Source organism: Pseudomonas sp. Y3 TE3536 (genome assembly GCF_053629175.1).
The window spans coordinates 2,440,657-2,462,202 of sequence record NZ_JBRJHU010000001.1 but is presented as its reverse complement, the minus strand read 5'-3'; the positions used below and the strand labels follow the sequence as shown (position 1 = coordinate 2,462,202).

At 63.9% G+C, this 21,546-nt stretch carries 19 protein-coding genes; 9 read left to right on the top strand and 10 right to left on the bottom strand.

Going from position 1 to position 21,546, the window contains the following annotated elements:
- Nucleotides 1-35 precede the first annotated feature (35 nt).
- The gene (locus AB7M33_RS11075; protein ID WP_454242837.1) at nt 36-1,595 is read left to right on the top strand and encodes a M60 family metallopeptidase; all 1,560 of its coding nucleotides are present in this window, start codon (nt 36-38) and stop codon (nt 1,593-1,595) included.
- A 71-nt stretch (nt 1,596-1,666) separates the two neighbouring features.
- Here AB7M33_RS11075 and AB7M33_RS11070 read toward each other — a convergent pair whose 3' ends face one another.
- From AB7M33_RS11070 to AB7M33_RS11060, 3 genes are all read right to left on the bottom strand, one after another.
- Entirely contained in the window at nt 1,667-2,245 is a 579-nt protein-coding gene (locus tag AB7M33_RS11070) for a YceI family protein (protein WP_265968821.1), read from the bottom strand.
- 31 nt (nt 2,246-2,276) lie between these two features.
- Nucleotides 2,277-2,828, bottom strand: a complete 552-nt coding sequence (locus AB7M33_RS11065; RefSeq protein ID WP_099430628.1) for a cytochrome b — start codon at nt 2,826-2,828, stop codon at nt 2,277-2,279.
- Nucleotides 2,829-3,051: 223 nt separating this feature from the next.
- On the bottom strand, nt 3,052-4,929 hold the full coding sequence (locus tag AB7M33_RS11060; protein ID WP_454242836.1) for a flavin monoamine oxidase family protein: 1,878 nt from the start codon (nt 4,927-4,929) through the stop codon (nt 3,052-3,054).
- Between the two features lie 209 nt (nt 4,930-5,138).
- Between AB7M33_RS11060 and AB7M33_RS11055 the strand changes: the two genes are divergently transcribed.
- The 3 genes from AB7M33_RS11055 to AB7M33_RS11045 all read left to right on the top strand — a co-directional run bounded on the left by AB7M33_RS11055 (nt 5,139) and on the right by AB7M33_RS11045 (nt 7,960).
- Nucleotides 5,139-5,627: a hypothetical protein gene (locus tag AB7M33_RS11055; RefSeq protein WP_265968819.1), complete on the top strand. Its 489-nt coding sequence runs from the start codon at nt 5,139-5,141 to the stop codon at nt 5,625-5,627.
- 79 nt (nt 5,628-5,706) lie between these two features.
- Nucleotides 5,707-7,113: an adenosylmethionine--8-amino-7-oxononanoate transaminase gene (locus AB7M33_RS11050; RefSeq protein ID WP_027592442.1), complete on the top strand. Its 1,407-nt coding sequence runs from the start codon at nt 5,707-5,709 to the stop codon at nt 7,111-7,113.
- A 127-nt stretch (nt 7,114-7,240) separates the two neighbouring features.
- Nucleotides 7,241-7,960, top strand: coding sequence for a 16S rRNA (uracil(1498)-N(3))-methyltransferase (locus tag AB7M33_RS11045; protein WP_085272272.1), 720 nt, complete (start codon nt 7,241-7,243; stop codon nt 7,958-7,960).
- An 8-nt stretch (nt 7,961-7,968) separates the two neighbouring features.
- Here AB7M33_RS11045 and trhA read toward each other — a convergent pair whose 3' ends face one another.
- The 7 genes from trhA to AB7M33_RS11010 form a co-directional block, all read right to left on the bottom strand.
- Nucleotides 7,969-8,586 (bottom strand): PAQR family membrane homeostasis protein TrhA, encoded by a 618-nt coding sequence (gene trhA / locus AB7M33_RS11040; RefSeq protein ID WP_027592440.1) that lies wholly within the window; start codon nt 8,584-8,586, stop codon nt 7,969-7,971.
- A gap of 185 nt (nt 8,587-8,771) precedes the next feature.
- Nucleotides 8,772-9,245 carry a chemotaxis protein CheW gene (locus AB7M33_RS11035; RefSeq protein ID WP_027592439.1) on the bottom strand — a complete coding sequence of 158 codons (474 nt, stop codon included), beginning with the start codon at nt 9,243-9,245 and terminating at the stop codon, nt 8,772-8,774.
- Nucleotides 9,238-14,181, bottom strand: coding sequence for an Hpt domain-containing protein (locus AB7M33_RS11030; protein ID WP_454242835.1), 4,944 nt, complete (start codon nt 14,179-14,181; stop codon nt 9,238-9,240). Before AB7M33_RS11030 ends, AB7M33_RS11035 begins: the two co-directional genes overlap by 8 nt.
- Nucleotides 14,182-14,190: 9 nt before the next feature.
- Nucleotides 14,191-16,215, bottom strand: coding sequence for a methyl-accepting chemotaxis protein (locus tag AB7M33_RS11025; protein WP_189662490.1), 2,025 nt, complete (start codon nt 16,213-16,215; stop codon nt 14,191-14,193).
- A 47-nt stretch (nt 16,216-16,262) separates the two neighbouring features.
- The gene (locus AB7M33_RS11020; RefSeq protein WP_027592436.1) at nt 16,263-16,817 is read right to left on the bottom strand and encodes a chemotaxis protein CheW; all 555 of its coding nucleotides are present in this window, start codon (nt 16,815-16,817) and stop codon (nt 16,263-16,265) included.
- Nucleotides 16,814-17,179, bottom strand: coding sequence for a twitching motility response regulator PilH (gene pilH, locus AB7M33_RS11015; protein ID WP_454242834.1), 366 nt, complete (start codon nt 17,177-17,179; stop codon nt 16,814-16,816). Before pilH ends, AB7M33_RS11020 begins: the two co-directional genes overlap by 4 nt.
- A gap of 46 nt (nt 17,180-17,225) precedes the next feature.
- Nucleotides 17,226-17,627: a response regulator gene (locus AB7M33_RS11010; RefSeq protein ID WP_027592434.1), complete on the bottom strand. Its 402-nt coding sequence runs from the start codon at nt 17,625-17,627 to the stop codon at nt 17,226-17,228.
- Nucleotides 17,628-17,859: 232 nt separating this feature from the next.
- On the opposite strand from AB7M33_RS11010, the gene gshB reads away from it, so the two are divergent.
- From gshB to pyrR, 5 genes are all read left to right on the top strand, one after another.
- Complete coding sequence (gene gshB, locus AB7M33_RS11005; protein ID WP_027592433.1) at nt 17,860-18,813, top strand: glutathione synthase; 954 nt, start codon at nt 17,860-17,862, stop codon at nt 18,811-18,813.
- A gap of 91 nt (nt 18,814-18,904) precedes the next feature.
- Complete coding sequence (locus tag AB7M33_RS11000; RefSeq protein WP_027592432.1) at nt 18,905-19,810, top strand: energy transducer TonB; 906 nt, start codon at nt 18,905-18,907, stop codon at nt 19,808-19,810.
- A gap of 171 nt (nt 19,811-19,981) precedes the next feature.
- Nucleotides 19,982-20,551 (top strand): YqgE/AlgH family protein, encoded by a 570-nt coding sequence (locus tag AB7M33_RS10995; protein WP_027592431.1) that lies wholly within the window; start codon nt 19,982-19,984, stop codon nt 20,549-20,551.
- On the top strand, nt 20,551-20,976 hold the full coding sequence (gene ruvX, locus AB7M33_RS10990; protein WP_027592430.1) for a Holliday junction resolvase RuvX: 426 nt from the start codon (nt 20,551-20,553) through the stop codon (nt 20,974-20,976). Before AB7M33_RS10995 ends, ruvX begins: the two co-directional genes overlap by 1 nt.
- A 46-nt stretch (nt 20,977-21,022) precedes the next feature.
- Complete coding sequence (gene pyrR, locus AB7M33_RS10985; protein WP_027592429.1) at nt 21,023-21,541, top strand: bifunctional pyr operon transcriptional regulator/uracil phosphoribosyltransferase PyrR; 519 nt, start codon at nt 21,023-21,025, stop codon at nt 21,539-21,541.
- The last annotated feature ends 5 nt before the right edge of the window (nt 21,542-21,546 follow it).

Sequence of the window (21,546 nt, the reverse complement as noted above, 5' to 3'; positions counted from 1 at the left end):
CATCGTAATTACTCACTCCCCACTGAGTAATAGAAGTGCGTACTACAGAAACCCAGCAACACAGCAACGCGCAACGTGCACTCATCGACTGCATCGACGCCGACGCCGACGCCCTTGAACAAATCGCAGTTTCAAGACCGCTGATAGAAACACTTTCGTTGAGAGCGGGTTCCCGCATCGATGTGCGTGGCAGCACGTCAGCTAGAAAGGGCACAGTCGAAGCCTTTTCAGAAAACCGATGGAAAGGCATCGCCAGTGTGAAGCCCGATGGCACCTTTCATAATGGCGATCTTCCAGCGAGTTACCTCAACAGCAAAGACACCATTCTGGTTCGCATCGTCGATGGCGAAGCCTCCATTCCTGTCCTTGCCAACAGCTACTTCGTCCACCCACGCTCGGTCTGGGTCACTCCGACTCCGACTAAACAGGCAGATCGACAAGCCTATCGATGGCTACTTCAATGGGCCGATTACAAACCCACCGGCTACAAGCTTCCGGCGAACACCCGCGCCTCGATCTTTCTGGAGGGTGATGATTGCAATGTTACCGTGACGATCGGCATTCAGGGCCTGGCGCAGCAAGCGGACCGCAGCCAGCAAACCCAGAACATGCGCGAGCATCGTCTGCAGCGAGGGGAAAACATACTGCCCCTCGACCCACTGGGCGGCGTGGTACATATCCGCAATAACGGCAGTTCGGGCTGCCGAGTGATTTTCGACGAGGCGGTTCAACCCATTCCGTACTACGTCCTCGACCAAACGCCGCCTTCGGACTTTCTAACAATGCTATTGCTCTGTGACGCAGTGTCCGAGGTACAGCTTGTCGGTGACCGCATTGCCATTTCAGCCTACACCGACACCTTCAATCGGTTTGCGATTGCCGATGTCGCCGAAATTGTCCGCTCCCATCAAGAAGTGCTGAGCATCCAAGCCCAGGCCTGCGGCCTGGACGGCTCATCGCCAAGGCATAGGCGCAGCGATATGTGGATACACGCTGTGGAGGCAGCGTCGACGATCAACCCAAGCGCAACGACGGGATTAATCCTTCTGCCGCATAGGCGTGACCCTGGCAACGAATACATGTGCGCATTGCTTGCAGGTGAAGCCCACAAACGCTGGGTGACGCTGCATGAGTACGGCCATCACTTTCAGAACGTCGTCAATGCCGTCGCACCCATGTTCCGCGAGAACTCGGTAAACATCTACGCGCTTGCAGTCGGGCGCGTTCACAAACACGACTACAGCGACATTCTGCCTACTCGCTGGCCGGCGCTGAAAGCGTGGCTGGCCAAGCCCCGCGACCAGAAGCGATACATGGAGTCGCCAGACTCCCTCGCCATTTTTGAACAACTCAGGAAGGGCTTCGGCGACCACTACCTGCCCGCCTGGGATCGCTACATTCGCGACAATCCACAATGCACGGCCGACTTGAACGGGTTCGCCACTTCCCTGTCCCTGGTCGCAAACTGCAACCTCGCTGATTATTTGGCGGATTGGGGCGTCATCACGGTAAACGATGCCACATGGCACGCCCTGCAGGCCTTGGGCCTTCCAGCGCCTGCGGCGGGGTTGACTGACCTGGTCCCGTACCTCTGACACTGCAAAGCAAAACGCCGGGGATGAGCGTCAATCGCTCATCCCCGGCGTTTTTATTACACGTGCAGCGATTACTTCGCCTTAACGCCTTCAAGGCTGATATCCAGGTCCAAGGTCTGCGAAGTCGCGCCTGGGCCTTTGATGCCGAAGTCGTTCAGGTTCAGCGTGGTGGTGGCATTGAAGCCAGCACGTTCGCCGCCCCATGGGTCCTTGCCTTCACCGTTGAAGGTGGCCTTGAAGGTGACCGGCTTGGTCACGCCGTGCAGGGTCAGGTCACCGGTCACGTCGGCAGTCTTCTCACCGGTCGATTTGACGGCGGTCGACACGAACTTGGCGTCCGGGTACTTCTTCACGTCCAGGAAGTCTTTGCTGGCGATGTGCTTGTCACGCTCGGCGTGGTTCGACCACAGGCTGGCAGTCTTCAGGTCGACGTTGATCTTGCTCGCTTCAGGCTTGGCGCTGTCCCAGCTGAAGTTGCCGTCGAAGTCCTTGAAGGTACCGTGAATGAAGCTGTAGCCCAGGTGGCTGATCTTCCAGTCGACGAACGCGTGCTGGCCTTCCTTGTCGATCTTGTAGTCAGCGGCCATGGCTTGGCCAGCGGAGAACAGTGCAGTACCGAGCGCCAGAGCGGCAAAAGTCTTTTTCAACATCCTTTCTATTCCTTGCAATTGAGGTTGAGAGTCAAGCTTTGCGGCCCAGCATGCGGATCAGGGTCGCGTCACGGTCTATGAAGTGGTGTTTCAGTGCTGCCAGGCCATGCAGCACGGCAAAAATCACCAGGCCCCAGGCTAGCCAGAGATGGATCACCCCAGCCAGGTCCGCCTGATCGGGCAGGTCGCTGACCAGAGCCGGTACTTCGAACAAGCCGAATACCGGAATACCAACGCCGTCGGCGGTGGAGATCAAATAACCGGCGATCATCACCGCGAACAGCCCCACATACAGTGCCAGATGGCCCAGCTTGGCGGCCACGCGGGTGAGTGCCCCGTGGTTGGCCGGTGCCGGCGGTGGCGGGCTGATGAAACGCCAGAGTACGCGCAGCAGCATCACTGCCAGCAGCACCAGGCCGATGCTCTTGTGCAGGTCAGGGCCCGACTTGCGCCAAGGGTCGTAGTAATCCAGGCCGACCATCCACAGCCCCAGGCCAAACAGGCCGAAGACTGCCAGCGCGACACCCCAGTGCAGGATGATGCTGACCACGCCGTAGCGAGAAGGTGAATTGCGCAGTTGCATGTTGGCGTGTTTCCCCGTGAAAGCTGTGCACAGACTAACGCGTAACGTATCGAATAAAAGCGGAAAAAATTGCTTCGGATTATCGAGAAATCCGATGGATATTGTGAAAGCTTCCTATTAAGGAAACATTAACGATAGTCGGTGAGTTCAGGGTTGCCAGTGCCGGCCTCTTCGCAGCACAAGGCTGCTCCTACAGGAGGAAGAGGCCGGCACTGTCGATCAATCAACCCGCCTTGGCCTGGGTATTGGCCACTGGCTTCTTCGCGGGCTCTGATTTGACTGTGGCCTTTTTCGCTTCAACAGGCTTGTGCGCCTGTTTTGCCGCCGGCTTGTGCGCCGGGGCATGCTTGGCAGGGGCGGTTTTAGGCGCGGCAGGCTTGGCAGCAGCAGGTTTGGCCGCGGCTTCCTTGGCCACAGGCGCCGGCGCAACCGGCTCTGGAGCGACCGGTGCCGGGGCCACTTCGTCGGCCTTGGCAATCGGCTGGGCTTTCACCTCAGGCTTGTCAGCCCCACCAAACAGGCGCTTGAAGAAACCTGGCTTGTCCTGCTTGGCCTCTTCTTTCACCGGCTCGGCCTTGGCCGGGGCTTTTTCCACCTTGTCGCTCTTTTCAGCCTTGTCGGAAGCACCACCGAACAGGTTGGAGAAGAACCCTCCCTTGTCTTTGGCCGCCGCGGCGCCTGCTGCTGCTGCCGCCACCGGTACGGCCTTGGCCGGGTCGAACGACTTGCCGGCCAGCAGGTCCTGCACCTGGCCCGCCGCGCGTTGGCCGCTGCGCAAGGCGCCTTCCAAGGTGCCTGGGTAGAGCGCGTCAGTGTGCTCACCGGCGAAGCTGATGCGCTGCACCGGGCGCTCCCACAGGCGCCAGTACTTGCTGATCTGCCCTGGGCCGTAGGCCAGGTAGGCGCCACCGGTGCCAGCGTCAGTGCTGTAGCGTTTGACTTCGTAGCCGGTGAACGAACCGCGGGCCTGTGGATAAAACGCATGCAGGCGGATAAGCACCTGGTCGACCATCTGCTTGTCGCCAAATGCCTGCAGCAGGCGGGCGTTGTCGCCAGACAGGTTGATCACCACGTTGGCGCCACCCTTCAGCGCCGGTTCGATCCACAGCATGCCCAGGCCTGCGTTACTGAAGATTTCGCCGGACATACGGGCCCGGCTTTCCCACACCGGCTTGTTGAACTTGAGCATCAGCTGGTCGCGCCAGCCATAGTTGGTGCCCTTGAGCGCGGCCAGGTGCTGGCTGTCCAGGCCCGGGGTCATCTGGATCTTGGCCAGGGCGCGCAGCGGCACGGCCATGACCAGGTAATCGGCCTGGTAGCCCACGCTGCCAACCTTGACGGTGACGCCGTCCTTGTCCTGCACGATGGCAGTGACCGGCGAGCTGGTCTTGATGGTCTTCAGCTGTTTGACGAACGCCTGGGCCAACACCGGGCTGCCACCGGGCAGGCGCGCGGCACGCAGATCGCGGTCGCTGACACCACGGTAAACGCGGTTCTGCTGAGCGAAATACAGCAGCGACAGGCGCGACGGCTCATCGTAACGGCTACGGATCTGCTGGTTGACCAGCTGACGCGCAGTGGCCGGCAGTTGCAGCTTGTCGAGCCAGGAAGACACGTTGATCTGATCGAGGGCGAACAGCGTGCTGGTCGCCTGGGGGTTCAGCGGGTCGTCGATCGAACGGGCCAGGTCGTCGAGGGTTTTCTCATAGCGCTTGAGCGCCTCGGCAGTAGCCGGCTGCTTGGTGGCAAGGTCCGTCGCACTGAAGTACTCACCGTCGATCAGGTAGCCCGGCGTACGCACGAACTCTGGCGCTGGCAGTGTTTCAAGTTTGAAACGGTCGAGGTACTGGTTGAGTACCGGCTGTGCCTTGGCGTTGCCGATCCACTCACTGGTGGCCAGGCCCGAGCGACCGCCCATACCCGACTTGGCCTCCAGCAGCGTCACCTGCCAGCCCTTGCTCTGCAGTTCATAGGCTGCAGTGAGGCCCGCAAGGCCCCCACCCACCACGATAGCCGTAGGTGTTTTGTCCTTTGCCAGCGCGGCACCGCTGGACACACCAATCAATACCAACGCGCACAGGCGCACCCAAGCAGCAGCCATGTCGGCGAACTCCGAGTCAGACGTTACAGAAAAATAGGGAGGCAGGAATGCCCCGAGGCGATGCGTTAAGAATACGTCAGCTCTGCCAACCCTGCCAGCACGGCGACATCAAGTCCTTTTGGCAACTGACATTTTTGCCAGTAGCCGTGTCACACGCGGGTAGGCGATGCTGGCGATAATCGCCAAAAGCCCATCAGGAGGGCCTGCGCATGATCTTCGAGGAGCATTTCACCGGTGTCGTGCCACAGTTTCTCAGGTACCAACAGCCACTGGATATGCCATCAGGCCTCACCATTCACTCCAACAGCACCTCCTGGTCGGGCTTCGAGGCGTTCAAGGGCGAGGATGGCACTGAGTTGGTCATAGGCGAACACTCTGAAGTCCAGATTGCTTTCACAGAGGAAGTCGAAAGCTTGTGGCTGGAATACTACGTGGTGAGAGATTTTCCCTACGATAACGTGCACATGCTCTTTGATGCTCAGAACCATTATTACGACATGCTCGTTCCGGCACCTCGCAACTTCTATTGGCTCACCGTCGAAGGCAACGACTACCCGGACCTTAGGCCCGGCCCTATTGTCACCCAACCTTGTGAACAAGTGATCGACGGCCCCTTCCGCCGCCTGACCATCTCCACCTCGCAGGCCGGCACGGTGCACATTCGCAAGCTCGAATGGACCGGTACCCGACGACAATGACTGCCAGCGGTTGTGGTGCCCTCCAGCTTTGCTTAGGCTTACGCGGTCCAAGCCAGCAGCAAAGCCAGGAGAAGTACCCATGGGCCTCAACGATCAGTGGATGCAACGTGACCTCAAGGTCCTGTGGCACCCCTGCACCCAGATGAAAGACCACGAGCAACTGCCGCTGATCCCGATCAAGCGTGGTGAAGGCGTGTGGCTGGAGGACTTCGAAGGCAAGCGCTACCTGGACGCCGTGAGCAGTTGGTGGGTCAACGTGTTCGGCCATGCCAACCCGCGCATCAACCAGCGCATCAAGGACCAGGTCGACCAGCTGGAGCACGTGATCCTGGCCGGTTTCAGCCACCAGCCGGTGATCGAGCTGTCCGAGCGCCTGGTCGCCATGACCCCGGCCGGGCTGGACCGGGTGTTCTACGCCGACAACGGCTCATCCTGCATCGAAGTCGCGTTGAAGATGAGCTTCCATTACTGGCAGAACATCGGCAAACCCGAGAAGAAGCGCTTCGTCACGCTGACCAACAGCTACCATGGCGAAACCATTGCCGCGATGTCGGTGGGCGACGTGCCGCTGTTCACCGAAACCTACAAGGCGCTGCTGCTCGACACCATCAAGGTGCCCAGCCCCGATTGCTACCTGCGCCCTGAGGGCATGGGTTGGGAAGAACACTCGCGCAACCTGTTCCAGGCCATGGAACAAACCCTGGCCGAGCACCACGCCACCATCAGCGCGGTGATCATCGAGCCGCTGATCCAGGGCGCAGGCGGCATGCGCATGTACCACCCGGTTTACCTGAAACTGCTGCGCGAAGCGTGTGACCGCTACGGCGTGCACCTGATCCACGACGAAATCGCCGTGGGCTTCGGCCGCACCGGGACGATGTTCGCCTGCGAACAGGCCGGCATCCGCCCAGACTTCCTGTGCCTGTCCAAGGCCCTGACCGGGGGCTACCTGCCGCTGGCCGCGTGCCTGACCACCGATACCGTGTACCAGGCCTTCTACGACGACTACCCGACCCTGCGCGCGTTCCTCCACTCGCACAGCTACACCGGCAACCCGCTGGCCTGCGCCGCAGCGCTGGCGACCCTGGATATTTTCGAACAGGACAACGTGATCGAGGCCAACAAGGCCTTGTCCGTGCGCATGGCCACGGCCACCGCGCACCTGGCCGACCATGCGCATGTCGCCGAAATCCGCCAGACCGGCATGGCCCTGGCCATCGAGATGGTCCAGGACAAGGCCGGCAAGGTTGCCTACCCCTGGCAGGAGCGCCGTGGCTTGAAGGTCTTCGAGCACGCCCTGACCCGCGGCGCGCTGCTGCGCCCGCTTGGCAGCGTGGTGTACTTCCTGCCGCCGTATGTGATCACGCCCGAGCAGATCGACTTCCTCGCCGAGGTGGCCAGCGAAGGCATCGACATCGCCACCCGCGACAGCGTCAGCGTTGCCGTACCGGCCAACTTCCACCCCGACTTCCGCGACCCGGGCTAGGCCCGAAAGCCCGCCGCCGACCCTGTGGGAGCGGGTTCCCGCGAATGCGATGTTGCCCCCACCTTCGCATTCGCGGGTGAACCCGCTCCCACAGGGTCACATGATCCCTTTTCGTCCGAGCTGAACCATGAGACTGTCCCGCTTCTTCATCGACGCCCCCCTGAGCCTTGGCGAGCATGACCTGCCCGAAGCCCAGGCCCATTACATCGGCCGCGTGCTGCGCATGGCCCCCGGTGACGCCGTGCAACTGTTCGACGGCAGCGGCCAGGAATACCGTGGCCAGTTGCTCGAAGTCGGCAAGAAAACCGTGCGCGTGACACTGGACCAGGCCCTGGCTGGCCAAGCCGAATCGGCGCTGCACATCCACCTTGGCCAGGGCCTGTCCCGTGGCGAGCGCATGGATTGGGCCATTCAGAAGGCCACCGAACTGGGCGCCAACGAAATCACCCCGATCGTCAGCGAGCGCTGTGAAGTGCGCCTCAAGGACGAACGCGCCGACAAGCGCCTGGCCCACTGGCGCCAGGTGGCCATCAGTGCCTGTGAACAGTGCGGCCGGTCGAGCCTGCCCGTGATCCATCCGCCGGTGACACTGGCCGAATGGATCAAAACCACCGAAGCCGACCTGAAACTGGTCCTGCACCCGGTGGCCGAACCACTGACCAGCCACGACACACCGTCACGCCTGGCCTTCCTGATCGGCCCCGAAGGCGGCCTGAACGACGCTGAAGTCGACCAGGCCAAGGCCGCCGGCTTCCACGCCGCGCGCCTCGGCCCACGCGTGCTGCGCACCGAAACCGCGCCAGTGGTGGCGCTGTCGGTGGCACAGCAGTTGTGGGGCGATTTTTAACCCGGCGCCTAAAGTACGTAGAACGACACGGCGATGAAGTGCAGCAGGCTGCCGGCGATCACGAACAGGTGCCAGATGCCGTGCCAGTGGCGAAAGCGGCTGTCGAAGGCAAAGAAGATGATGCCCACCGTGTAGAACACCCCGCCGGCCGCCAACCAGGCGAAACCGGCGGTACCGAGGCTGCGCAGCAGCGGGTTGACCGCCACCAGGACAATCCAGCCCATCACCGCATAGATGATGATCGACAGCACCCGCGCCTCGGAGCGGGGCTTGATCTCCTGCAGCATGCCGATCACCGCCAACCCCCAGACCACCCCGAACAAACTCCAGCCCCAAGGCCCGCGCAAGCTGACCAGGCAGAACGGGGTGTAGCTGCCGGCGATCAGCAGGTAGATCGACAGGTGATCGAGCTTGCGCATGATCACCTTCGCCCGCCCACGCGTGCTGTGGTAGAGGGTGGAAATGCTGTACAGCAGCAACAGCGTGCCGCCGTAAATGGAGAAACTGACGATCTTCCAGGGGTCGCCCTGCAGGCCCGCGACGACGATCAGCCAGATGGCACCGATGCAGGCCAGGATGGCGCCGACCAAGTGGGTCCAGGCGTTGAAGCGTTCACCGTAATACATGCAAACACAGACCTCCTGTGAGGGGCTGGGTTCCAAAAACCTGCGCGGTCCTCTGGTAATCCAACCCTTTGTAGGAGCAGCCTTGTGCTGCGAAGAGGCCAGTGATTACACAGTAGATCTGCGCAGTGTTTTGCGGCCTCTTCGCAGCGCAAGGCTGCTCCTACAGGGACCGCGCTATCCGCAGCCTATCCTGCGAGAGGTTGCAGATCCGCGTCACGCACCAGCCGTTCCAAGGCCACCAGGTCCGGCACCCGCGCCACCTGCTCGCCCACCTGCACCGCCGCCAGCTCCAGGCTGCCCAGCGCCACATCCACATAATTGAGCTGGCTGTCGAGCTTGCACGAGCGTGGAATGTCCTGCAGCAGCACCGCCAGGTAGCGCAGCCCGGTATCGCCCAGGGCATTGAGCACCACGATGCGCGCGCGCTCGCCACACGGGGTTTCGCCGCCGCATGCGGCCTCGAAGCCGATCAGTGGCAAACGCTGCTTGCGCCAGTCGATCCAGCCCAGGTGCCAGGCGGGCTCGCCACGCTGGCACACCAGGTTGCGCTGGCCAAACAGTTCGGCCACGGCGACATTGGGCAAGACCAAGGTACGGTCGCCCAAGGGCAACAACAGGCCGGTAAGGCTGCTGCGCTGGCCCGAGATCAGCTCAAGCATGGGTTTGGCTCCAGTGGGCAATGCTCTGCAGCAACACAGACTCCTGGTAAGGCTTGCCCAGGTATTCGTTGACACCAATGGCCATGGCCCGGTCGCGGTGCTTCTGCCCGGTGCGCGAGGTGATCATGATGATTGGCAAATCCTTCAGGCGCTCGTCACGGCGAATGCGCGTGGCCACCTCGAAACCGTCCATGCGGGGCATCTCGATGTCCAGCAGCAACACATCCGGCCGATGCTCTTCCAACTGCGCCATGGCATCGACCCCGTCCTTGGCAGTGAGCACGCTCATGCCATGACGCTCCAGCAGCCGGCTGGTGACCTTGCGCACGGTGACCGAATCGTCCACCACCATCACCAGCAGTGACCGGCGCGGCGCCGGGCCGAACAATTGCCGCTGGGCATCGCCGCCGCCCGGCAAGCGCGCCAGGCGCCGTTGCTGGCCACGCAACTGGCCCAGCAGGTCGAGAATCAACACGACCCGGCCGTCGCCCAACAAGGTGGCGCCCGACAACCCAGCGACCGCAGCGAATTGCGGGCCGAGGCTCTTCACCACGATCTCCCGGCTGGGTGACAGGCTGTCAGCCTGGATGGCGAACGACTGCTCCTGAGAGTGCACCAGCAGCACCGGCAGCGGCACGCTTTGCCCAAGCAGGCTGGGCCGTGGCTGGCCTTGCAGCAATTCACCCAGGTAACGCAGGTCGTAGGTGTGGCCTGCGTAGACGTAACGCGGGGCATCCAGTTGGTAGCACGCCGCCAGCTCCGCAGGCGGCACGCGGACAATGCCTTCGATGGTATTGAGCGGGATCGCGTATTGGTCCTCGCCCAGGTGCACCATCAGCGCGCGGTTGATCGACACCGTGAACGGCAGGCGGATCAGAAAGCGTGCGCCCTTGCCCTGGGCCGACTCGATGGTCATCGAGCCCCCCAGTTGCTTGACCTCTTCGTGCACCACATCCATGCCCAGGCCACGCCCGGAAATCTGGGTGATCTTCTCGGCGGTGGAGAAACCGGGGCGCAGGATGAACTGCAAGACCTCGTGATCGCTCAAGTGCGCCTGCGGGTCCAGCAGGCCACGCTTGATCGCCTTGCGCCGCACGGCCTCCAAGGGTACGCCGGCGCCATCGTCGGTCATCTCGATGACGATGTCGGCGCCTTCGTGCAACAGGTTCAGGTGAATCGTGCCGTGCTCCGGTTTGCCGGCAGCCAGGCGTGCTTCGCGGCTTTCCAGGCCATGGTCGACGGCGTTGCGCAGCATGTGCTCCAAGGGCGCCACCATGCGCTCGAGCACACTGCGGTCCAGCTCACCTTCGGCGTTGCCCACCACCAGTTCAACCTGCTTGCCCAGTTCGCTGGCCACCTGCCGCACCACGCGTTGCAAGCGCGGCACCAAGCGTTCGAAGGGCACCATCAGGGTCGCGGTCAGGCCTTCCTGCAACTGGCTGTTCACCCGCGCCTGCTGCTGCAACAGGCCGTAGGCTTCCTGGGCACGCTGGGCCAGGGTTTCCTTCAGGTCGAGCAGGTCGGAGGCCGACTCGAACAGGGCCCGCGACAGCTGCTGCAGCTGCGAGTGGCGGTCCATTTCAAGGGGGTCGAAATCGTCGTAGGCGTCGCTCTCGAACGGCTGCCGGCTCGAGATCCGCCCCTGGGTCTCGACATCCAGGCGCAGCAGCTGGTCACGCATGCGCTCCAGGGTGGTTTCCATTTCGTTGAGGGTGAACTGGGCGTCGTTGACCTGCTGCTCGATGCGGCCACGGATCACCGAATGCTCACCGGCCAGGTTGCCCAGGTCGTCGAGCAGTTCGGCATCGACCTTGACCATGTCGCCGGCCGCTCGCTCCGGCGCGGCAGCAGGCACTTCGAGGGCCGAAGCCTCGACAGGACCTTGGCCCGCCGCGCTGTCGGTCAGGGCCGCACTGCTGAAGTTGCGGATGTAATCGATCAGCGCCGTGGCGGCATGCAGCGGCTGCCCCAGGCGCACCGCATCGAGCATGTGCGCCAGGCGGTCATGGCAATTTTGCAACAAAGCGAACAACGGCGGGCTCGGCGGCAGGCGGCCGGCAGCGAGCAGTTCGTAAAGAAATTCCAGCTCGTGGGCCAGGTCGCCGATGGCGGCGATCTCGACCATGCGGGCACCGCCTTTGAGGGTATGCAGGTCACGCAGCAGGTTATCCACCTCGACACTGCTGCGCGGGTCGGCCTGCCAGCGCGCCAGGGCCGCAGCGGCGCTTTCGACGATGTCCGAGCTTTCTTCCAGGAAGACTTCCAGCAGCTCCTTGTCGCCTGGGCTTTCAGGCTCTTCAGTCAACGGCTCGCTCGCTGGCGGCAGTGCCAGGTTGCGCGACAGCCCCAGGCCAAGGTCCATGTCGGGGTGCAACGGGGTGACCGTATCAATGCCCACAAGGCCCGTGGCCTCAGGTGCCAAGGCCTGCGCCAAGAGGCTGCGCAAGCTGTCGATCAGCGCCGGCCTGGGCGAAATCTCCTGCCCGGCAGCCACCTCGTCGAGCATGTCCAGCAGCGCTTCATGGCCTGCCTGCGCCTGGGCGAAAAAGCGTGCGTCGGCGGCCAGGCTGCCCTCTTCCACGGCACCATAGACGTCGAGCAGGGCCTCGCAGACATCGTCCATCTGCCACAGGTCAGCCAGGTGCGCCGCGTGGCCCAGGCTGGTCAGCTCATCGAGCAGGGTGTCCAGCGCCTGGCGCTGCCCCGGCTGCTCTTGCCAGCGCGACAGCAACGACTCGGCGTCGAGCAGAATGTCCATGGCCTGGGCCAGGAAGCTGGCGGTCAATTGCGGGTCGCGCTTGTTGCGGCGCGCATGCTGCGGGTCTTCATGCAGGGTGGCCAGGCGCACATCCACCGCCTGGCCCACTTGTTCGATCAATTCGGCGGCACCCGGGATGGCCGCCAGCGGCGTGCTGTCCAGCTGTGCCAGGCCCAGGTGGAACAATGAACGCCCGGCCTCCAGCCATTCGATTTCAGCCACTTGCAGGGGCAACTGGTGGCCCTTGTACTCACGCGCGAGGCGGTCGAAGGCGGTAGCCAGCTCGGCGACGGGCATCACGCCCGCCATGGCGGCGCTGCCCTTGAGCGTGTGCAAGGCGCGTTGCAGACTGTCGCTGACCGGGGTGTCGTGGCCGTCGGCGCCCTGCAAGAATGCCTCGAGGCTGGCCAGGTGGCCGTGCGCCTCGCTGCGGAAGATGTCCAGCAAGTGCGGATCGAGGCCATCCACCTCAGCAGCAGGTGGCGCATCGTTTTCGGCCAGGGCATGCAGATGCCCGGCCAGTTGCTCGATTTCGGTCAGCTGCGGTAACTGCCCGGCGGCAAAGTCGGCCAACAGGTCAGGCAGGTGGACGAACACTTGCTGCAAGGCGACCACCCCTTCCGGGGTGAGCACGCTTCGGCCTTCGAGCATTCGATTGAGCAGGTGCTCCGCGCCCCAGGCCAGCTCGGCCACCGCCTCGGCATGCACCATGCGCCCGCTGCCCTTGAGCGTATGCAGCGCACGGCGCACTTCCAGCAGTGCCTCGCGCTGCTGGTTGTCGGCTCGCCAGCGCAGCCAGTGGCGCTCGATTTCCGGCAGCAGTTCACCGGCCTCGTCGAGGAACACCTCGCGCAGCTCGTCGTCGATACCATCGCCGTAGTCTTGTTGGCCGAAGCCGGTTTCGCTGACCGCGCAGGCCACGCCCAGTGCCGCGAGGCTGGCGCGCGCCATTTCGATGAAGGGCTGAGCATCGGCAAGCGGGTCGGCCACCCGCCATTGCAGGTAGCATTCGGCTGCGCTCAGGGCATCGGCCAGGTGCGCCAGCTCATCGGCTGGCGGCTCGACGTCCAGGTGCTGCAACCAGCGTTGCACGTAGCTGGCGCAGCCGGCAAACACGTCGGCAGGGCCCGCCAGCATCAGCATCGCCAGCGCCCCGCGCACTTGCTGCAGCAGCCCTGGCAGCGGCTGCAGGCGCTGCCGGGGCCAGTCGGACTCCAGGCAATCACCAATCAAGTCCTTGGCCTGCTGCAGTACGGCCAGCGACTCGCTCAGCACCAACTGGCGGATCTCGGTGAGGTCCGAGCCCGGCATCCCGCCCTGCCCGCTTTCTTCCAGCGGGCCGACCATGCCATTGAGGGTCGCCTCCACATACAACAGGGCGCCCGCCACATCCATCAAGACCGCGTCATCCACCGAGCCCTCGCCGGGGGCCAAGGCCTGCAGCGCCAGCACCTGGTCGATGATCACCCGCCGCGGCTGCTGGAAGCCCAGCACTGCCAGGGTGTCGGCGACATGGCGCAACGGTGCGAGCAGGGCTTCGGACTGTTCGCTGTGCTGACGGTCGCCGCGCACGAACTGGTCCAGGCGTTCCTTGATGCGCATCAGGTCGTCGCACAGCGCGCTCACCACCGAGCGCAGGGCATCGCGGCCGGGCCCGGCCTGCATCTGTTCCCGCCAGTTGCCCAGCGACAGGTCAAGGTTGGCCAGGTCATCGGAGCCGGCAAAGCGCTGGGCAGTGCCACTGATGAGGCTGGCCTGGGCCAGGGGCTCCACGCCGCGGCAGGCGCGCAGCTGGTTGAGCAACGGCAGCATCACCAAGGGCAGGTCGTGGCGCGCGCCGCGCAGCCGTTCCAGGTACGACGGCAGTTGCTCCAGGCCACGGAACAGCGCCCCCAGGCAGTCGCCGCGCGGGCTGACCTGGCCGTCGGCCAAGGCCCGGGCGAACAGCTCCAGCTCTTCAGCCAGGCGCGTCGCACCGCGCAACTCGAGCATGCGCAGGCAACCGTGCACCTGGTGCAGGTTGTCGACCACGAAGGCCAGCATGGACAGATCGCCCGGCTCGCCAGCAAAGCGCTCCAGGGCCTGTCGCGCCTGGCCCAGGCAGTCGAGGATGGCAGCCTTGGTCCAGGCCAGCGCTACCGTTTCGTGGCGCTCGGGGCTTACAGCGGCAGAAGCCATGGGCATTCCTCAGCGCGGCTCGGCAGGTGCCGGCAGGGTGAAACCAGAAACAGACCGGCGCATCTCGCTGGCCATGCGTGCCAGGTGGCGGATGCTGTCGGCAGTGGCGCCGGACCCGGCAGACGTCTGCGCGGTGATCTGCTGGATGACGGCCATGGTGTGGGAGATCTGCCCGGCAGAAGACGTCTGCAACTGGGCCGCGTCGGAAATACTGTGGATCAGCTCGGCCAGGTTTTGCGACACGCCTTCGATCTCCGCCAGCGCCACCCCGGCATCCTGGGCCAGGCGCGCGCCGCGCACCACTTCGGCGGTGGTCTGCTCCATGGAGATCACCGCCTCGTTGGTATCGGCCTGAATGGTGCGCACCAGCGCCTCGATCTGCCGCGTGGCCGACGACGAACGCTCGGCCAGGCGCTGCACTTCGTCGGCAACGACCGCGAAACCACGCCCGGCTTCACCGGCCAGCGAGGCTTGGATCGCGGCGTTGAGGGCCAGGATGTTGGTTTGGTCGGCAATGTCGTCGATCAGGCTAACGATGTCGCCGATCTCCTGTGACGACTCACCCAGGCGCTTGATGCGCTTGGCGGTGTCCTGGATCTGTTCGCGAATGTTGTCCATGCCGTTGATGGTGTTGTGCACCACCTCGTTGCCCTTGTTGGCGATCGCCACCGAGCGCTCGGCCACCTTGGCCGACTCATAGGCATGCGCCGACACCCGGTCGATCGATTCGACCATGTCGCCCACCGCCTCGGACGCCTCGCTGATTTGCGCGGCCTGGTGCTCGGACGCTTTGGCCAGCTGACGCGCGGTGTTCTGCGTGTCCTGCACGGCAGCGGCCACTTGCACGGCGCTGTGGTTGATGGTGGCGACCAGGTCACGCAGTTGGTCGACGGAGTAGTTGATCGAGTCGGCGATGGCGCCGGTAAAGTCTTCGGTAACCGACACGGTGACGGTCAGGTCGCCATCGGCCAGCTCTTCGATCTCGTCGAGCAGGCGCATGATCGCCTGCTGGTTGCGTTCGTTCTTCTCTGCGGTCTCGCGCAGTTGCCGGTTGGTGGTGCGCACCATGACCAGGCCAATGAGGATGATCGAGGCCAGCGCCAGCAGGCCCAGGACGTAGCCGCCGACCGTGTCCAGGGTACGCCCGCCGGCCAGGTTCTCGAAGCCGTTGGCCAGGTGCGAGGCCTCGTCGAGCAGGGTTTGCGACAGGCTGAAGATGTTGCCTGCGGCTTCACGCACGCGGAACAGTTCGGGCGATGTTTCGAGGATTTCGTCCACCGAGCCGGCCACGAACTGGAACAGCTCGGCGATTTCAGCCAACCGCGCCCGGGCATCGGCGTCCTCGACGCGGGTCACCTGCAGCGCGGGGTTGCCGTTGAGCATGCCCTCCAGCACCTGGCCAAAACGCCCGGCATCGCGGCCGAAGGCATCGGCGGCCTGGGCCGCGGTGTCGTCACCGGCCAGCACCGTGTTGACCGAACCGAGGATGCGCTCAGCCAGCAGCAACTGGCGCTGGGCGACGACCACCTGGTTGGCCGGGGCACCGCTCTGCAGCAGGATTTCGACCACCTTTTCGTATTCGACCTGCAACTGCGGCACGGTCTCGGCAAGCGTCGCCGCCACCTGGTGCAGCGACAACACCGTCTGCTCGCTGGCCAGGATGGTATCGGTGTTCTTGCGCAGGTTCTCCCAGTCCTGGCGGACGGCTTCCATCTCATCGCGCACCGTGGCCGGTGCCGCTGGCAGGCCGGTGGACGTGTCACCTTCGCGCAGGTAGCTCCAGCGCCGCTCGAAATCGTTGCGCGCATCCGACAGCAGCTTGAACGCCAAGGCCTTGCCCGTCGCCGCCTCGGTGGCGTTCTTGGCAATCCGCTGGGACAGCACGCGAAGCTCACCGGCATGGCCGATGTACTGTTTGTCGTAGTTGGACTGGGTGCTCAGGTAGGCGAAATTGGCGAACAACAGGATGATCGACAGGATCAGCACCAAAAACAGCACGGTGATCTGCGCGATGCTGCGCGTACGCGGAGCCATGGGCGTTGCGGTAGCGCTGGTGGCAGGCTTGTTCACGTTCGCAGGTCCTATAACGCCACATCAAGAAAGCCCGGCGCCTGGGCCAGGGCGAAGGGGCTGAAAATTGCCCAATTGCGTTCACGCGGGAAGTGCCCCTGCACAAAGCGGGCAGCCGCGCGGATCAATGGCTGCGGGGGCGACAGCTCCAGGCTGCTCAGGGCAAAGTGCTGCAGCCCCAGTACTTCGTCCACCAGCAGGCCGACGAACAGGTCCTCATGGTCCAGCACCAGCACCCGCCGCTGCTTGCCGGGGGCGGCCGGGCCAAGCCCGAAGAAGCTGCTCAGGTCCATAACCGGCAGCAACCGCCCGCGCAAGTTGGCGACCCCGCAGACCCAGGGCTGAACCCCAGGAACACGGCTGCTGCGCGGTTCGCGCAGCACTTCGGCCACCTCGCCCATGGGCGCGACGAACCACTGCCCGGCAATCCGAAAGCCGATCCCGCTCCACTGTTGCAGGCGGGTGTCCTGCGGGGGCTGGTCCGCCACCAGCAGGCGGCAGCGCCGGTCGATGTCCAGCAGCAACTCGAAGGCGGTCAGCGACGCGCCATGAGGGCGGGTGGTCAAGCCCCCAGCACTTCTTTGAGCTTGGCGATCAGTGCGTCTTCTTCGACCGGTTTGGTCAGGAAGTCGCGGGCGCCCTGGCGCGTCGCCCAGATACGGTCGGTTTCCTGGTCCTTGGTGGTTACCACGATCACCGGAATGGCGCTGGTTTCCTCGTCCTTGCTCAGCTGGCGAGTGGCCTGGAAGCCGTTCATGCCGGGCATGACGATGTCCATCAGCACCGCGTCGGGCTTTTCCTGACGGGCCAGGGCCACGCCATCGCCACCGTTGTTGGCCTTGAGCACCTCGTAGCCGTGCTTTTCCAGCCATTCGGTCAATCTGTACATCTCTGTCGGCGAGTCGTCGACAATCAGAACTCGGGCCATGCTGTTTCCCCATCAGGAAAGTAAGACCGCGCCATGGCGGACGCGGTCAGGGTGCGTGTTGTTGGTGTTCGGCAAAACCAGGCACATGGGCCCTGATCGCTTCGAGCAGTTCTTCTTTGCTGAACGGCTTGGTGAGGAACTGGTCGGAGCCCACCACCCGCCCGCGGGCCTTGTCGAACAGGCCGTCGCGCGACGACAGGAGGATCACCGGTATGTCCTTGAAAGCGCTGTTGTGCTTGATCACGGCGCAGGTCTGGTAACCGTCCAGGCGCGGCATCAGCACATCGACGAAGATGATGCGTGGCTGGTGATCGACGATCTTGGCCAGGGCATCGAAACCATCGCTGGCGGTAATCACCTCGCAACCCGCTTCGCCGAGCAACATCTGCGCGGTACGGCGGATCGTGCGTGAGTCGTCGATCACCATGACCTTCAGGGGTTGTTCCATCACTTGGGCTACCGTCGCTGCTCAGGCCAGAATTGCTGGGGCCGCGTTGCGACCCTTTCGCGACACAAGGCCGCTCCTACAGGTTTGCGCAGCATTGTGCCTCGCATTTTTAGCACACTCCGGGTAGCCATTCCATCTGCTGCGCCCCTTGACCATCGGCGCTCCCGGCGCCACCCTGAGCCACTTTTCTTTCGATCCATCGCGGCTGCGCGCCGCCAAGAGGAACCACCCCATGAGCGTTCGCCTCGGCATTGTCATGGACCCCATCGCGTCCATCTCCTACAAGAAGGACAGCTCGCTGGCCATGCTGCTGGCCGCCCAGGCACGCGGCTGGAGCCTGTTCTACATGGAACAGCGCGACCTGTACCAGGGCGAAGGCAAGGCCCGTGCACGCATGCGCCCGCTAAACGTGTTCGCCGACCCGGCGCGCTGGTTCGAGCTGGGCGACGAGCAGGACAGCCCCCTGGCCGAGCTGGACGTGATCCTGATGCGCAAGGACCCGCCGTTCGACATGGAATTCGTCTACAGCACTTACCTGCTGGAGCAGGCCGAGGCCGAAGGCGTGCTGGTGGTCAACCGCCCGCAGAGCCTGCGCGACTGCAACGAAAAACTGTTCGCCACGTTGTTCCCGCAGTGCACGCCACCGACCCTGGTCAGCCGCCGCCCGGACATCATTCGCGAATTCGCGGCCAAGCATGGCGACGTGATCCTCAAGCCGCTGGACGGCATGGGCGGCACTTCGATCTTCCGCCACCGGGTCGGCGACCCCAACCTGTCGGTGATCCTCGAAACCCTGACCGCCCTGGGCGCGCAGCAGATCATGGCGCAGGCCTACCTGCCAGCGATCAAGGACGGCGACAAGCGCATCCTGATGATCGACGGCGAGCCGGTCGACTACTGCCTGGCGCGCATCCCGGCCAGTGGCGAAACCCGCGGCAACCTGGCCGCCGGTGGCCGTGGCGAAGCGCGACCGCTGACCGAACGTGACCGCTGGATCGCCGCCCAGGTCGGCCCGACCCTGCGCGCGAAAGGGCTGCTGTTCGTTGGCCTGGACGTGATTGGCGAGCACCTCACCGAAATCAACGTCACCAGCCCGACCTGTATTCGCGAGATCGACAACGCCTTCAACACCGACATCGGCGGGCAATTGATGGACGCCATTGATCGCCAGCTGAAGGCGCGCTGACCGGCAACGCGCGGCACAATCGCGGAGTGGGGTATGATACGGGTCCTTTTTACTTGGCCTGCTGCCCCGCCCCGCGGTTGCTGGATACCTGATGACGCTGCCCGCTGACATCCCCTCCGACCTGCTGCCACCGCGCGTTCGCCCGGTGGACCGGCTCGGCTTTACCCTGTTCCTGGCTGCCCTGGTGCACCTGGCGCTGATCCTTGGCGTCGGTTTTACCGTGGTCAAGCCGGCTGAAATCCGCCATACCATGGACATCACCCTCGCCACTTTCAAAAGCGAGAAAGCGCCCGAGAAGGCCGATTTCCAGGCTCAGGACAACCAGCAAGGCAGCGGCACACTGGAGAAGAAGGCGGTGCCCAAGACCACCGAACTCGCCCCCTTCCAGGACAGCAAGATCAACAAGGTCACGCCCCCGCCTGCGGCCAAGCCCGAGGTCGCACCGCCGCCCACACCTGAGAAGTCGGCCGTGGTGACCAAGGCCGCCAAGCCTCACAAAGTCGAGCCCAAGCCCAAGGAAAGCAAGGCGCAACCAAAGCCTGCAACGCCCACGCCTGATTTCGACAGCTCGCAGCTGTCCAGCCAGATCGCCAGCCTTGAGGCAGAGCTGTCCAATGAACAGCAGCTGTATGCCAAACGCCCGCGCATCCACCGCCTCAACGCCGCCTCGACCATGCGCGACAAGGGCGCCTGGTACAAGGAAGAATGGCGCAAGAAGGTCGAGCGGGTGGGCAACCTCAATTACCCTGACGAAGCGCGGCGCCAGCAGATCTACGGTAACTTGCGCATGATGGTCTCGATCAACCGCGATGGCTCGCTGTACGAAGTGCTGGTGCTGGAATCGTCCGGGCAACCGGTGCTGGACCAGGCGGCGCAACGTATTGTGAGGCTGGCGGCGCCGTTTGCGCCGTTTACCGGGGACTTGGCGGAATTCGACCGGCTGGAGATCATCCGTACCTGGCGCTTTGCCCGTGGGGACCGGTTGTCCAGTAACTGATTTGCTGGCTGTACTGGCCTCTGTGGGAGCGGGTTTACCCGCGAAAGCGTTCGACAAGGCAACATAATTGCCTGATCTGACGCATTCGCGGGTAAACCCGCTCCCACAGGGATCAAGTAAGCCCTGCAGAGCACCTTGTCAGCCTCGCCACCTGGCGCCACACTATCCCCCATGAAAACCCTCGCCCCGAGCTACCTCAAGCATCAGTTCCTGATCGCCATGCCGCACATGGCCGATCCGAACTTTGCCCAGACCCTCACGTACATCGTCGAGCACAACGCCAATGGCGCCATGGGCCTGGTGGTCAACCGACCGCAGGAGCTCAGCCTGGCCGACATCCTCGAACAGTTGCGCCCGGACGATGAACCCCCGGCCAGCACGCTGCACGTGCCGATCTACCAGGGCGGCCCGGTGCAAACCGATCGCGGCTTCGTGCTGCACTCCAGCGAGTGCACCTACCAGGCCACCGTCGAACTGCAAGGCCTGTCGCTGTCCACCTCGCAGGACGTGTTGTTTGCCATTGCCGAGGGCGTGGGGCCGCAAAACAGCCTGATTACCCTGGGCTACGCGGGCTGGGAAGCCGGCCAGCTGGAAGCCGAACTGGCCGACAATGCCTGGCTCAACTGCCCGTTCGACCCCGAGATCATCTTCGGCCTCGCCAGCGACCAGCGCCTGAACGCCGCCGCCGCCAGCCTGGGCATCAACCTCAGCCTGCTGACCAGCCAGGCGGGCCACGCCTGATGGCCGAGCTACGCCTGCTGCTGGGCTTTGACTACGGCACCAAACAGATCGGGGTGGCGGTTGGCCAGGTCATCACTGGCCAGGCCCGCGAGCTGTGCACCCTGAAAGCGCAGAACGGCGTGCCGGACTGGGCCCAGGTGGAAAAACTGGTCGCTGAATGGAAGCCCGACGCCATCGTCGTCGGCCTGCCGCTGAACATGGACGGCACCCCCAGCGAGATGAGCGCGCGCGCCGAGAAATTCGCCCGGCGCCTGAACGGCCGCTTCAACCTGCCCGTGCACACCCACGACGAACGCCTGACCACCTTCGAGGCTAAAGGCGAACGCCTGACCCGTGGTGGCCAGCGCGGCAGCTACCGCGACAACCCGGTCGACGCCATTGCCGCCGCCCTGCTGCTGCAAGGCTGGCTGGAGGCCAATACCTGATCATCTTTGCCGCCGGGCAGAGCCGGCGGCCCCCGAGGAGCACGCAATGAGCCTACCCAATCCCGCCGATCTGATCCGGCAGATGGCTGTCGACCTTCGCGCCCACCTGGCCCGCCGTGCTATCACCGAGCCGCGCTTCATCGGCATCCGCACGGGCGGCGTCTGGGTCGCCCAGGCCCTGCAGGAAGAAATGGGCGATACCAGCCCCATGGGCACCCTGGACGTGTCGTTCTACCGCGATGACTTCAGCCAGAACGGCCTGCACCCGCAAGTACGCCCGTCCGAGTTACCGTTCGAAATCGAAGGCCAGCACCTGGTCCTGATCGACGACGTCCTGATGAGCGGTCGCACCATCCGTGCCGCGCTCAACGAGCTGTTCGATTACGGCCGCCCGGCCAGCGTCACCCTGGTCTGCCTGCTCGACCTGGATGCCGGCGAGCTGCCAATTCGCCCCAATGTGCTGGGTGCCACCCTGTCGCTGGCAGCCCATGAACGGGTAAAATTGACCGGACCCGCACCGCTCGCCCTCGAGCGCCAGGACCTCGCCTCCGCTTCCGCCCTTTAAGAGTC

What these genes read in the sequence shown, in the direction of transcription:
- pilH (WP_454242834.1), bottom strand. Translation starts at nt 17,179, where the DNA reads ATGGCCCGAGTTCTGATTGTCGACGACTCGCCGACAGAGATGTACAGA.
- ruvX (WP_027592430.1), top strand. Translation starts at nt 20,551, where the DNA reads ATGGCCGAGCTACGCCTGCTGCTGGGCTTTGACTACGGCACCAAACAG.
- AB7M33_RS11070 (WP_265968821.1), bottom strand. Translation starts at nt 2,245, where the DNA reads ATGTTGAAAAAGACTTTTGCCGCTCTGGCGCTCGGTACTGCACTGTTC.
- AB7M33_RS11010 (WP_027592434.1), bottom strand. Translation starts at nt 17,627, where the DNA reads ATGGAACAACCCCTGAAGGTCATGGTGATCGACGACTCACGCACGATC.
- pyrR (WP_027592429.1), top strand. Translation starts at nt 21,023, where the DNA reads ATGAGCCTACCCAATCCCGCCGATCTGATCCGGCAGATGGCTGTCGAC.
- gshB (WP_027592433.1), top strand. Translation starts at nt 17,860, where the DNA reads ATGAGCGTTCGCCTCGGCATTGTCATGGACCCCATCGCGTCCATCTCC.
- AB7M33_RS11050 (WP_027592442.1), top strand. Translation starts at nt 5,707, where the DNA reads ATGGGCCTCAACGATCAGTGGATGCAACGTGACCTCAAGGTCCTGTGG.
- AB7M33_RS11025 (WP_189662490.1), bottom strand. Translation starts at nt 16,215, where the DNA reads ATGGCTCCGCGTACGCGCAGCATCGCGCAGATCACCGTGCTGTTTTTG.
- AB7M33_RS10995 (WP_027592431.1), top strand. Translation starts at nt 19,982, where the DNA reads ATGAAAACCCTCGCCCCGAGCTACCTCAAGCATCAGTTCCTGATCGCC.
- AB7M33_RS11000 (WP_027592432.1), top strand. Translation starts at nt 18,905, where the DNA reads ATGACGCTGCCCGCTGACATCCCCTCCGACCTGCTGCCACCGCGCGTT.
- AB7M33_RS11060 (WP_454242836.1), bottom strand. Translation starts at nt 4,929, where the DNA reads ATGGCTGCTGCTTGGGTGCGCCTGTGCGCGTTGGTATTGATTGGTGTG.
- trhA (WP_027592440.1), bottom strand. Translation starts at nt 8,586, where the DNA reads ATGTATTACGGTGAACGCTTCAACGCCTGGACCCACTTGGTCGGCGCC.
- AB7M33_RS11035 (WP_027592439.1), bottom strand. Translation starts at nt 9,245, where the DNA reads ATGCTTGAGCTGATCTCGGGCCAGCGCAGCAGCCTTACCGGCCTGTTG.
- AB7M33_RS11030 (WP_454242835.1), bottom strand. Translation starts at nt 14,181, where the DNA reads ATGGCTTCTGCCGCTGTAAGCCCCGAGCGCCACGAAACGGTAGCGCTG.
- AB7M33_RS11045 (WP_085272272.1), top strand. Translation starts at nt 7,241, where the DNA reads ATGAGACTGTCCCGCTTCTTCATCGACGCCCCCCTGAGCCTTGGCGAG.
- AB7M33_RS11065 (WP_099430628.1), bottom strand. Translation starts at nt 2,828, where the DNA reads ATGCAACTGCGCAATTCACCTTCTCGCTACGGCGTGGTCAGCATCATC.
- AB7M33_RS11055 (WP_265968819.1), top strand. Translation starts at nt 5,139, where the DNA reads ATGATCTTCGAGGAGCATTTCACCGGTGTCGTGCCACAGTTTCTCAGG.